Genomic DNA, 12,986 nt, shown 5'->3' with positions numbered 1-12,986 from the left:
ACCCGGGAACGTATTCACCGCGGCATGCTGATCCGCGATTACTAGCAATTCCGACTTCATGCAGGCGAGTTGCAGCCTGCAATCCGAACTGAGACCGGCTTGTAAAGATTCGCTCCACCTCGCGGTTTCGCTTCCCGTTGTACCGGCCAGAATTTGTATCCCTCGAGGAACTGGTCCCATAGGATCACGTGCTTCGTTAGATCGACAAGTATATCGACTTTTCCTCCATCGATGAAAAGGTGCGCCCACTTTACTGTGCGGACAACGGGCGCCCGCCCATTGTAAGAAGTGCGCTTCCCTCTCCAGAGGCACTCATGAAGAAGATATCGAGGTAATCAAACAAGCGGTCTTTGCATGGGTTGAAACGTGGCTCTATGTAATATAATCCTCAAGATCGCTCGCAGGAGGAATTCTTCTGATCATCCAAAGACTGATTAGGGCCACCGGGAATAGAAAAACTCCGGCAAAAAAGATAGATGTATTATAACCGATATGATCAATGAGGCATGGCGAGAAATTACTGGTAAAAGCCCAACCCAGCCAACAAGATGCTGAATTGACAGAGGCTCCGGTGCCTCTGGCGCGTGTAGGGAACGCTTCTGTGAACAGTCTGGGTATGACGCCCCAGATTCCCGCGCCGAAAAAGTTCCACAACAGGTACGCCGGCAAAAATGCAGCGTAGGTCACAGCGAATTTAGTCATCCAGATGGTAATCACAATCCCAATAGGGATGAATATCGTGTTGGCTGCACGTATGCCGACCTTTCCGCTCAACCAACCACATGCAATGAATCCCAAAATGCTGACAAGACTGCCGACGCAGGTGGTCCATGTCGCTTGGGCTGAATTGATCGCAAAAGCATCTTTTAACCAGTAAGGCGCAAACCAAATCAACAGGCTATATGAAATCACTACCGCATTCATATAGATCCATACCAAAATCGTATTTTTCAAGAGCTCTCCTTTAAAAAGCTGCTGCAAGGGCTTCTTAACGGCCTCCTGTTGGTTCACTGTAAAATCCATTTTGAGTTTCGCTATGCCCGCGTGTGTTCTACTGGCGGAGGCTTGCGCACGAATCCTATTAACATCCTTGAACCGTTTGGGTTCTTTAATATGTAACCGGATGACAATTACAATGAATGCCGGTATAGACGCTATAAAAAATGCGCTCTGCCAACCCAGAGAAGGAATTGCATATAATGATATGAGTGTGGACAGGGCAGTTCCAGCGGGCCATCCGGCCGCCATAATACCTACCAGCCATCCACGATGTTTTGCGGGCACGGACTCAACTAGTATGGTAGCTCCGACCGCATACTCCGCAAACGCACTGCCTGTTGCTAGCAGTCTGAACACGATTAACGACTCGAAATTCCAAGACAAGCCGCTGAGAAACGTTCCGATCGTCATGATGATTAAAATCCATTGAAACACGATTTTACGTCCGAAGTGATCCATGAGAGGACCAATGAAAAAACTGACAATGATAGCGATTAAGAAACCACCGGCGACGATCATGCCAAAACTTTGCAAACTCAAGTTAAATTCATGCGACAAGTATGGGGCGACGAAAAAAAATATGGATGCATCGATTGCCGATATCGTCCAGCCTAAAAACGCTACAATCGCCAAAAATATGTGGTAGCCATTTAATCTTTGCTCCTGCTGCATGGACTCCCCCTGATGCTAAAAAGTGTGTTTTTTTAGCTTCCGAAAATTGTTTGGAGTGTAGAGTGTTTCTTTCTTAAAAACATGGATGAAGTACTTCACATCATTGAAACCCGACGCTTCGCTAACTTCATAAATCGTAAGATCAGAGTCGAGCAGAAGTTGTTTGGCCTTGTCCACCCGTTTCTTAGTCACATAAGCTGTATAATTTTCTCCTCTAGCGTTGAAAATATTACTTAAGTAGGGTGTGGACAGATTGAGATAGCGAGCGACCGATTCGAGGGACAAAGAAGCATTCAAATAATGTTTTTCCACATATTTTACGGCCTGCAAAAAATGGTCAGGGGCCTTTTTTTGTTCAATTTTCATGATCTCATCAATCATCGGTTCAAGCCCTTTGTGTCGCCATATCTTCAATTCGTTTGATGTCTTTATATTCTTTAAATCGTGCAGCCACAGTACCTGCTCAGCAAATCCACTGGTGTTAGACACATATTTACCGAAAAAAAGGTAAAGTTGAAAATGGGCCACCCACTGCTGTTCGAAATATTCGCAGGTATGTAAGAACTGATTCACTTTGTGCAGGATCTTGTCTTTCTCCCTCGCTTGCAGCGCCTCCAGGAGATAAATTTCATCCTTACTGGATAAAGCTATGTCGTAAGGCATATGAGTTTTTAAGCTTATGCTATTTTTATCATTAAGAAGATAATCGTGTTCCGTTTCTTTTAGCGCCTGATAAAAGGAATGGTCCCTATACATCCGGATTTTGCTGATGCCGATGATATGGTTTTTGCGAATCGCATCGATTGCGTTCATGACACGCTTCTGCATTGCTTGCTCGGAACTAGCCATAAGAAAGTATAAATAGTAAGCCCCTAATGGAAGGGCGAAGTAAGTTAAACCCGGGGTGCCAAGTTGCTCAGATAGTTCCTGATACACTGAATGTATGGAAAATAAAAAGCAATAACAGGAGTTTTCTGGAAGTAAATCATGATTCACTTCACTCGTGGGGTGACTAATCCGTTCATAGACGTAATCCTTTATTCTTAATTTCCGTAAGTTATCGCGCTCCGATCTTTCAATTTTCAATTTATCTACCGCTTTTAGCACGGAGGCTCGCAGCTCTTTGGGATCTACTGGTTTTAGGATGTAATCCAAAACACCTTGCTTTATAGCATTCTTTGCATAATGAAAATCATCATACCCCGATATAATCATATATTTGGGAGTGGGATTGACATATTCCGCCAAGCTATCCATGAGTTTGAACCCATCCATCTTCGGCATTTTAATATCCGTAATCACAAGATCTACGCTGGAATTAACAATAATGCTGAACGCTTCCTGCCCATTTCTCGCGCATCCTGCGTATTCTATGCCTAGCTCATTCCAAGGTAGAATCTTCTCCAACGATTTTCGTATCCATGGTTCATCTTCAACTATTAGTAAGCGAAAAATCGTAGTCACCCCTCTTTATGCATGACCGCAGGAAAAGTTATTTTAACGGATAACCCCCTCGGTAGTAGAGCATGACAGGAGAGACCATACGTGTTCCCGAATGTGATTTTAACTCTCGAATTCACATTAAGCAGACCCACGCCTTTGGGACCCTGCCCGGAGGCTTCTTCTTCGATGACCACGCAGTCAAGTTTCTCATTGATTCGAGCTAACTGGTCGTTATCCATCCCGACACCGTTATCTTCAATAGAAATCGTTATCTTGTCGTCTTCCATACAGCCTCTGATAATAATTCGGCCTTGCTCGTCGAGATCCTTGAATCCATGAATGAAACAATTTTCAATTAGCGGTTGAAGTATAAATTTAATGCTCTGTTTCTCCAAAATTTTCTTATCGATATCCATTTGGCTCGTTATAATCCCATCGAAACGGATCAATTGAACATTTAAATAATTCTCTGCCTGCTCTAATTCCTCCTTAAAAGTTACGAAACCGCCTGCTTGCATCGTGTTGTAACGAAACATTTTGGAAAGCGCTCTCGATAATTCTGCTATGATGGGCACGTTCTCAATTAAAGCAATGGAATTAATCGTCTCCAGTGTATTATGGAGAAAATGGGGATTGATTTGAGATTGCAAGGCAAACAGTCTGGCTTGGTCGGACTTCATTTTAAGCTGATAATGCAAATTCATCTGATCTCTTAGGTTGTTGACGATAGCATTAAAGCTGCTTCCAATTTTCCAGATCTCGTCTTTCGCTACAACCTCCTGCTCATCCAGAGGGTCCATCCGCCCGTGCTCCAGGCCTTCCAGTTTCTTTCTCAACGTTCTGATAGGCCGCGTGAGATGAAATGAAATTAGGACGACAGATGCGATGCTTAAAACGAAGCTGAATAGAATCAGCACGATCATTAACCGCTGCACGGAAGACAGCTGTTCGTAAATAACGGCAGTGGGAGTGAGCACGACCATGTGCCACCGGGAGACCGGGTGACTATAATAAGTGACCAGCATTTCCTCTTCGTAATCGCGGGTAACAAAATGTCCATCTCGGCCCGACTTGGATAGAACCGTACTCTTTATATCACTGTGTGCTAAAATCTTATTTGAAGTATAAATGAGCTCTCCGGAATGATCCATAACCAAAATCTTGCTTTGTTTATCCAGACCTGAGTTGTCAATTAAATCACTTACGATGTCTCTGTTCTTTACTGCAGCGATCAAGGCGATAGAGTTACTTAGCTGTGAGACCAGTTTCGAATTGGAATCGACGATTGTATCATGCAGCTTTTCGGACCACATCTGATACACCCATATATGAAACATAATGATGGGCAGTATCGTTAGCATAGAATAAATAGCAATATATTTGTATTTTATGCTTATGTACAAATTTTCACCTCCGCCAAGTGGACTCCCGCGATCCCGGGTTTTGCCTGGTCCAGGTTCAGCCCGATTGACTTATTTCGACTAAGTTGATTAAAAATCATTCTATCACAAAGTGCAATGTTTGTTACAAAACGTAATCGGACTAGTTTAAAATAATGCACCTTGATTAAATATTCGGAATTTTTATTTGAACAACTTTGAACTATACTGAAAGCGTTATCAAACAATTACACGATCAGGAGGCAGGACCATGCAAAAAAGCGGAAAAGTAAAACTCCCTAAAGGTAAAAAAGTGGCAGTTAATATCGGGTGTGATTTCGATGCGCAATCTATTTGGATTGGTTCTTTTAACCAGACGTCGCCAGCCTACATGGCACGGGGCGAATTCGGGGCTGAAGTGGGAGCGCCGCGGCTGCTCAAATTGTTCGAGAAATATGGGATTAAGACAACTTGGGCCATTCCTGGTCATACGGTAGATACTTTTACCGATGTGTGCAAAGAAGTGGTGGCACGAGGGCACGAAGTTGCTCACCACGGCTATGTGCATGAAAATCCGGCCCCACTTAGTTACGAGCAGGAAGAAAGAGTAATGCAGATGGGCCTAGAATCCCTAGCCAAGATTGGAGTGACTCCCCGTGGATATAGATCGCCTTACTGGGATTTTAGTCCGAACACATTCAATATATTGCAGAAGTATGGATTCAAATATGACAGCAGCTTGATGGCCAACGACCTTCATCCTTACTGGCCACGACCGGTAGAAGTGAACGCCGACAAGGCTAATGTGTTTGGTACGGAATACAATGTTTTAGAAATTCCGGTCTCGTGGTATTTGGATGACTTCCCTCAAATGGAGTACTTAACCGGTGGGCAAGAAGGCCAGAGATCAACAAATGATATATTTGACCGTTGGGCGTCGATTTATGATTACGCATGCAATAATGAAGAGGGAGCTTGCTACGTGCTCACGACGCATCCGCAAACTATCGGCCGCGCGCACACTATTCAACTGCTGGAAAGATTGATTCAGTACATGGAGCAGCGTGGAGCATGGTTTGCCACATTAAGTGAAATTTACGATGCTTACGAGGACAATTAAATCAGACAGATCGGAGGAACCTCGTCATGAGAACAGTAAAAATATCCGCTTGTCAATTCAGTGTTGAGAAAGTAGATCACTTCGCCGCATTCCAGGAACAAGTCAGCCAACTGATGGATCAAGTTCCCCAAGATTCGGACTACGTTATTTTCCCTGAACTACTCACCGTCGGCCTATTGATGAGCTTGCCTGATTCAGATCAACTGAAGGCGGAAGATTTATATCGAATTGATGCATACACCTCTCAGTACAGAGAGTTATTCACCGGTATTGCCACAACCAGAAAACAAATCATCATCGCTGGTTCCCACCTCGAACGACGTGGGGACAAGTATTACAATATTGCTTATATTTTTAAACCAGACGGCACGTACATTGAGCACAAGAAAACGCATATTTTTCCGGCGGAGGCCAAGTGGCAAACATCGGAGGGGGACGACCTGGCCGTATTCGATATCGGGCCGGCTAAGATTGGGCTAGCCGTGTGCTATGAATCAGAAATTCCGGAAATTTCCCGCATACTAAGCGTGAATGGTGCTGAAATCATTTTCTGTCCTTCTTATACTTTTACGGAGTACGGTTTCTGGAGAGTCAGACACTGCGCTCAGGCACGCGCGATTGAAAACCAGGTATACTTTGTCCACTGTCCAACAGTAGGCACACCTGGAGAGCCATTGCCGAATGGTTATGGCCGGGCCTCCATTCTCTCTCCTTGTGACACGGCTTGGTCGCCTAACGGCGTGGTAGGCGAGGCTGAAACGAATAAAAACATGGTTTTAAGCGGATCTGTTGATATCGACGAATTGTATGCGAACCGCAGAAACGGTGCTGCAACCACGTTCGAAGACCGCACGCGTAGAAGAGATGTGTATAATAAATATGAACCCTTTCAGAGTTTGTCCCGGTAGTACCCGCTTATGAATCCACTCCGTGCCGCATGTGTGGACACATGTGGCATTGGCTCTACACTGGGCTTCCCCTCCGTGTTGTGTTGAGCTTCCAACATCATGTGCAGCTTATGAACAAATGTATAAACAGATCTCTTGATTATGTTGTGCTGTAATTTTAAAAAAGACGGGGTTTCTCGGCACTGTGAAGGCTGCCTCTGGCAGCCTTATTTGTCATCATTTCCGCCTAACCGAATATATTTAATGGCAGGGAAGCGGGAACCCAAATTCGCCGTGGTCTGACCATCATAAAACATGGATGGTTTGCACGGGCCACACACGTAAGGGGGGATGTCACATGTCGAGTAAGAAGGTCATTTATTTTGACAAGGTGTTCGAAGAGTTCAAGCAGCTGCTGCAAGAGCACACGCCGCCGGGCTTTGAATTGTGGTATTGGCAGGAGATGGATGCTGGGGAACGGGAGGCCAAGCTGGCGCTGGCTGATTATTTGTTGGTCGCCACCACCAAAATGGACGAAGCCATTTGCGCTAAAGCTGAGAAGGCACGTTACATCCAGAAGACAGGGATCGGCGTCGACAATATCGATCTTGAAGCGGCGGGGAAATACGGCTTGCCGGTTAGCAATACTCCTGGGGGAAATGCCACAGGCGTTGCGGAGCTGACAATTTTGTTAGCGCTTGCATTATACCGAAAAATTGTTCAGGTGAACGAGGCGACCAAGAACGGGCGCTGGCTAATGTGGGAATTGCGGCCGTCCTCTTACGAAATGGAAGGCAAGACACACGGCTTTATCGGCTTTGGGAATATCGGGCGGGAAACGGCGAAGCGCTCCAGGGCATTTGGCACCGAGCTTATTTATTATGATAAATACAGAGCCCCCGAACATGTCGAAGCGGAGCTGGGCGCAGCCTATTGCTCCATGGAGGAAGTTTTGCGGAGATCGGACATCTTGAGCCTGCACATTCCACTACTGCCCGAAACTCGGGGGTTGATCGGCACCAGGGAGCTTCAGATGATGAAGCCGACCGCGATATTGCTCAACATGGCCCGCGGCGGGATCGTGAAGGAGGCCGAGCTCTATCAAGCGCTGCAAGCTGGGGTTATCGCAGGAGCCGGTATAGACGCGTGGGAGTCTGAGCCGACCGACCCGGCGAATCCTCTATTAACTCTAGACAACGTAATTGCGAGTCCTCATATCGGAGCAGGCACACGCGATACGTTAAATAAAGTGCTGACGCTGGCATTTCAGAATATGGTGCGCGTTGATCAAGGGCTAGCGCCCCAGTTCGTGGTCAACGGAGTGCGCACGGCAAGGAACTCTGTCCAATAAAATTACCGGATGCGAGTATGAAGCAGTACGGTACATATTTGATCCAGGGAGGTTGCGTTTATGCGTCTTGCGTCGATAAAAACAAATGGTGTTGAAGCTGCCGCTGTAGTTGGGCACAGTGGAGTTATTTTGGTGGAAGCGATAAACAACCGGCTCGCGAAAAATTGGTGTACAGAGCTGTTCGATATGATTAAGACAGGGCAGCTGGACGAAATGAAATTTTGGTATCAAAACGGCGGCGCAGAGGAAATTAACTCGTTGAACGATGCAGTGATTCCGTTTGAGCGTGTGGAGTACGCTCCTCTGTATCGTCATCCAAGAAAAATTTGGGGCATAGGCCTCAATTATGTGGAGCATGCCGCTGATCTCCATGAAAAGGCGCCTAACACGGAGCCTGCGAGCTTTATGAAGCCGGACACTACGATCATAGGACCTGGCGATACGATACAGATTCCTCGCCAATCCGACCGGACGACAGCGGAATCCGAATTGGGGATTATTATCGGGAAAGAATGCAAAGATGTATCTGAGGAAGATGCAGAGAGCGTTATCGCAGGCTTCACGACCATTATCGATATGACGGCGGAAGATATTTTGGCTGTTAACCCGAGATATCTTACCCGCTCTAAAAGCTTTGACACCTTTTTCAGCTTCGGCCCGCAGCTGGTCACGCCGGACGAAGTGGATGAGGTGCTGGATCTGAACGTGTCCACTGTGATCAATGGCGGCATTCACCGGAAAAACGTAGTGTCGAACATGACGTTCCGTCCATGGTATCTCGTATCGTTTCACTCGAAGGTCATGACGCTCCTGCCCGGCGACATTATATCGACCGGAACGCCTGGCGCTGTCGTTATAAGGGACGGCGATGTGGTGGAATGCCATATCGACGGATTCGAGAAATTAGTCAACCCGGTCAAAGACTTAAAGGCTACTTAAGGAGGTCGTGACGTGGATTTAAACCTGCAGGGTAAAACGGCATTGGTCGTTGCCTCCAGCCAAGGTCTGGGCAAAGCGGTTGCCGCGCAGCTGGTACGGGAAGGCGCGCATGTCATGTTGACCAGCCGCAGCGAGGATAAGCTGCATAGCGCGTATCAAGAGTTGGCCGCTCTAGGCGGCGGCAGAGTTGCGTACTACGCCGCGGATATCACAAAAGCGGAAGATATCAGACAGTTGGTGAAGGCAACCCGCGAACAGCTTGGAGCCATCGACATCCTCGTGAACAACGCAGGCGGTCCTCCGGGCGGCAGCTTCGAGCAGTTTTCCGACGAACAGTGGCAGCAAGCGTTCGAGCTTAATCTGCTCAGCTATATTAGACTGATCCGTGAAGCGCTGCCTGACCTGAAGCAGAATGCAGGCCGTGTGATCAATATCGCATCATCCTCGATCAAAACGCCGATACCCGGTCTCATTCTCTCCAATACATTCCGGCTTGGCATTGTTGGCATGACCAAGACGTTGGCGGAGGAATTAGCACCCTACAACGTGCTCGTCAACACCGTGGCGCCCGGGCGCATCGCGACCGACCGCACCGCCTATCTGGATGAGCTGAAGGCCCAGCGAACGGGTCAGACGCGCGAAGAAATAGAGGCGCAGTCCAAGCGGACGATTCCGCTCGGACGGTATGGCACGCCGGAGGAATTCGCCAAGGTTGTGACCTTCCTTGTGTCTGCAGCCAGCACTTATATTACGGGCAGCTCCCTGCTCGTAGACGGCGGTATGGTAAAAGCGATATAATCCCGGCTCTAGAGTGACTGCCGGTGATCATGCCCCTTATGACCTGGGCTGCACACGTATGGGATCCATCGCCCGTGCCTCGGCAGGCGCCGGCGTGACGATCCCCGCGGTAGGCCGCATAGTTGCGATCCAGTGCGATCCCAGCGGAGGTTACGCCGCGGTACATTCACCAACGACGTGAAAATGGATGGCCGCCCTTCTTTTGTGTGCATCATCCCAAATGAGTATATAAGTTCTCATTTACATAAACTATTGCCTGAACGGAGGTGAGATGATGCCGACCAAAATTGAAAAAGTTAACCCTGGTACTGAAGATCACCCGTACAATGATGGCAATAATGGCGCCGGCGATGCGCTGGAAGTTGGCGGTTCTACAGACGAGGCGACTTGGGCAAACGCACGCAATCATGTACGCGCCCAAGAGCCGCTTAGCCCCAATGGCGATGCAACGCCGTAATTGAAACAATAGAGCGGAGGTGCTGCAGCACCTCTTTGCACTTATGTAAGAAAATAGGCGCATTTCGTGTGCTTTTTTGCATTTTGCCGATAAAATGAAGCATGCTGCTAGCAGGATTTGTCGGGATTTGAATGAAATCAGCCAAGTTTCTACAAAATTAGCTCATTGTATGTTGCACAGGTTTGGACTAGCATATAAGTTGGGAGCAGAACTAACCGCTACCATATAAATTGAAAGGTGGAGATGGTTTGTTACCGATTCGAATGAGAAGCACGGTTCAACGTTGGCTGACGGCATCGCTTTTAGTTGCCCTTACGGTGCCGGGCTCGATGAGCTTGGCCGCCCCTGCTGCAGGCCCGAATACGGCGGGCGACACCGTCGGCTCGGCAGTTATTGAAAGCGTCTACATTCAAGATGCATACGGTCAGACGCTGGGCAACTATGATACGGTGACACTCAAGACGGGCGATGAATTCCGACTGCAGTTGGGAGGCAAGCTGTCGAGCGGTGAGCCGGCAGACATGTCCAAGGCACAGATCGTTTGGCACAGCGCTAAAACGGAGACCGCTAACGTTGATGCTGACGGGATCGTAAGCGCTATCCAAGCGGGTGCCGCAAAAATCACTGGCAGGGCGACGCTGAACAACGTCACGAAAGAGTCCAGCGTGTGGGTAGATGTGTACGACCCGAGCATATTGCTCGTGGATGTGGAGATGATTCATCCGAATATCATCAAGGAAATCGGCAAACCGGCACTCGTGCGGCTCGGGGGCCAATATCCGGCGGTTGGGCTGGTGCCTCACACAGCGGGCAAGGTGTCCGCGTCGCTAGTTTCGTCGACCAGCGGCAAAGTGTTAAAGGAGCTGCCAGCGGAGCCTCTTGAGCCGGACGTAGAACAGCAGTTAGTATTCCCAGGCATTGTCGAGCAGTACGGTCAATACGAAATCCGGCTAAAATTTGAATTCGCTGAGGGCAAACAAGCGTATGACACGCTCTTCTTCACTGCACAAAACGAGCAGGATGTAGGGCCGGATGAAAGTGCGATTGCTTATGTCGGGGCGGATGGGAAAATGATTCACGTGCCCGATTACCGCGGGAATCGGATTATCGATTTCTCGAACGCCGGTTATATGGGCGGCGGTGTCGAGATCCCGGACGTGCAGGCGAGAATAGTGGTTGAACCGGGAGAAGGGGACGACACGGCACGAGTGCAGGCGGCGATAGATAAGGTTTCGTCGATGCCGCAGGCGGCGGACGGCTTCCGCGGAGCGGTTTTGTTGAAGAAAGGCACCTACGAGATCGAAGGCAGCTTGCGCATACGGGCGAGCGGAGTTGTTCTCCGGGGCGAAGGACAAGCAGAAGACGGCACAATTTTGTACGCAACGGGTACCACCAAACGTGACATTCTGCAAATCACAGGTAAGCCAGTTCAGCTGCTTACAGAGACGTCTGAAGCTGTCTCCGATCTGTTTGTTCCTTCGGGCGCACGGTCGTTCCACGTGGACGATGCAAGCGGTTTTAAGGTCGGGGATAAAATCATGGTCCGCCGTCACGGTAATTCCAGATGGATTCACGAAGTGAAGATGGACACCATATTCGAGAGATCGGGCACTGTACAGTGGACACCATTCCATCTTGATTTCGACCGGGTGATCACAGATATTGAGGATGACCGCATTACTATTGATGCCCCGCTGCCGAATTCTATTGAACGCCGATGGGGCGGCGGTGAGGTCATCAAATATGAAGACCCGGACCGTCTGGAACAGGCAGGGGTTGAAAACCTGCGTGTCGATTCCGCGTTCGATCCTTCGGTGACCGCAGAACACAATGGAAAAACCTATTTTTCAGATGAAAATCACGCTGTTAGCTTTGCGATCTTCAGCCATGTAAAAAATGCATGGATGCGCGAAGTCACCGGACTGCACTTGAATCACGCTCTTGCACACGTCAGCCGCGGCGCCAAATGGGTAACAGTGCAAGATACCAATTCCTTGGATATGGTAAGTGTAATCACAGGCGGAACAAGGTACCCTTATAAAATCAGCGGGGAACTGACGCTTATGCAGCGGAATCACGCTGAAACGGCTAGACATGCGTTTGTGGTCGACAGTCGGGTGCAGGGCCCCAATGTGTTCCTGGACAGCGATTCCGTGGAGGAATACGCGTCAAGCGAGCCGCACCACCGTTGGTCGGTCGGCGGCTTATATGACAACGTGAAAGCAGATATAGCCATCCAGGACAGAGGACAGCTTGGCAGCGGACATGGTTGGTCCGGCGCCAACTACGTCACATGGAACACGGAGGGCGGACTGATCGCACAGCAGCCTCCCACGGCGCAAAACTATGCAATTGGCCACGTTGGCAGCAAAGACAAGCCCTATTTGCCGAATTCGAACGACCGTCGTCCCCGCAGTGATGGCTATTGGGAACACCAAGGCACACATGTGAGTCCGAGAAGCCTGTATCTCACGCAGTTGCAGGATCGGCTGGGCGCTGAGGCAGTGCGAAACATTGCCCGAAGTCCGGTAGGCGGAGGCCGATTGAACACCCCTGTTCTTCCAGCGGATCTTCCAGAGCTGAAAGGGATCAAGCTTGAAGGATTGGGCAAGCAGGAGTTTAAACCCGGCGTATATGATTACGTCGTGGCACTACCGCCGGGCACCACGACAGTACCAGTCATCCGGCCCCACGACATGAGGCACCACGCTGAGCTGTTGCAGGCGTCGAGCATCCATGGCACCACGATACTCAACATCACAGACAAGAAAGATCCAACCAAATCGGTCAGATACAATATTCGATTTGCCGTGCAATAGCATTGAGCAGGCACCGGAAGGCTCCTTGCACACCGACAGGCCACCCAGAGTAATCTGGCTGGCCTGTTTTTTAGTGCCTAGTAGTGTAGATCATGCCCGCGGACCTCTGTCCAGCCGCAACT

At 48.9% G+C, this 12,986-nt stretch carries 10 protein-coding genes and 1 other annotated feature; of the genes, 7 read left to right on the top strand and 3 right to left on the bottom strand.

The genetic code is table 11. The features are described 5' to 3' along the window. Position 1: 1 nt before the first annotated feature. Positions 2–262: a sequence feature (16S ribosomal RNA rRNA prediction is too short), on the bottom strand. Between the two features lie 110 nt (positions 263–372). Genes CBW46_RS07245 through CBW46_RS07235 form a run of 3 tightly spaced genes read right to left on the bottom strand, consistent with a single transcriptional unit; the run spans position 373 to position 4,517 of the window. Continuing rightward, positions 373–1,671, bottom strand: a complete 1,299-nt coding sequence (locus CBW46_RS07245) for an MFS transporter (RefSeq protein WP_089199307.1) — start codon at positions 1,669–1,671, stop codon at positions 373–375. A gap of 15 nt (positions 1,672–1,686) precedes the next feature. Further along, a complete protein-coding gene (locus CBW46_RS07240) occupies positions 1,687–3,135 on the bottom strand; it encodes a response regulator transcription factor (protein WP_089199306.1) in 1,449 nt (482 codons plus the stop codon). Next, on the bottom strand, positions 3,132–4,517 hold the full coding sequence (locus tag CBW46_RS07235; protein WP_089199305.1) for a sensor histidine kinase: 1,386 nt from the start codon (positions 4,515–4,517) through the stop codon (positions 3,132–3,134). Before CBW46_RS07235 ends, CBW46_RS07240 begins: the two co-directional genes overlap by 4 nt. 247 nt (positions 4,518–4,764) lie before the next feature. Between CBW46_RS07235 and CBW46_RS07230 the strand changes: the two genes are divergently transcribed. From CBW46_RS07230 to CBW46_RS07200, 7 genes are all read left to right on the top strand, one after another. Then, on the top strand, positions 4,765–5,613 hold the full coding sequence (locus tag CBW46_RS07230; protein WP_089199304.1) for a polysaccharide deacetylase family protein: 849 nt from the start codon (positions 4,765–4,767) through the stop codon (positions 5,611–5,613). Positions 5,614–5,639: 26 nt separating this feature from the next. Continuing rightward, complete coding sequence (locus tag CBW46_RS07225; RefSeq protein WP_089199303.1) at positions 5,640–6,521, top strand: carbon-nitrogen hydrolase family protein; 882 nt, start codon at positions 5,640–5,642, stop codon at positions 6,519–6,521. A gap of 337 nt (positions 6,522–6,858) precedes the next feature. After that, positions 6,859–7,851, top strand: a complete 993-nt coding sequence (locus CBW46_RS07220; protein WP_165842216.1) for a 2-hydroxyacid dehydrogenase — start codon at positions 6,859–6,861, stop codon at positions 7,849–7,851. A 60-nt stretch (positions 7,852–7,911) separates the two neighbouring features. After that, complete coding sequence (locus CBW46_RS07215; protein ID WP_089199301.1) at positions 7,912–8,790, top strand: fumarylacetoacetate hydrolase family protein; 879 nt, start codon at positions 7,912–7,914, stop codon at positions 8,788–8,790. Positions 8,791–8,802: 12 nt separating this feature from the next. Then, complete coding sequence (locus tag CBW46_RS07210) at positions 8,803–9,588, top strand: SDR family oxidoreductase (RefSeq protein ID WP_089199300.1); 786 nt, start codon at positions 8,803–8,805, stop codon at positions 9,586–9,588. Positions 9,589–9,859: 271 nt separating this feature from the next. Further along, the gene (locus CBW46_RS07205; protein WP_133253939.1) at positions 9,860–10,045 is read left to right on the top strand and encodes a hypothetical protein; all 186 of its coding nucleotides are present in this window, start codon (positions 9,860–9,862) and stop codon (positions 10,043–10,045) included. A gap of 248 nt (positions 10,046–10,293) precedes the next feature. Further along, positions 10,294–12,864 carry an Ig-like domain-containing protein gene (locus CBW46_RS07200; RefSeq protein ID WP_089199298.1) on the top strand — a complete coding sequence of 857 codons (2,571 nt, stop codon included), beginning with the start codon at positions 10,294–10,296 and terminating at the stop codon, positions 12,862–12,864. Positions 12,865–12,986 lie beyond the last annotated feature (122 nt).

It is taken from the genome of Paenibacillus xerothermodurans (assembly GCF_002220865.2).
In the GTDB taxonomy this organism is placed as follows: Bacteria; Bacillota; Bacilli; order Paenibacillales; family NBRC-103111; genus Paenibacillus_S; species Paenibacillus_S xerothermodurans.
This window is presented reverse-complemented; position numbering and strand designations above follow the sequence as displayed.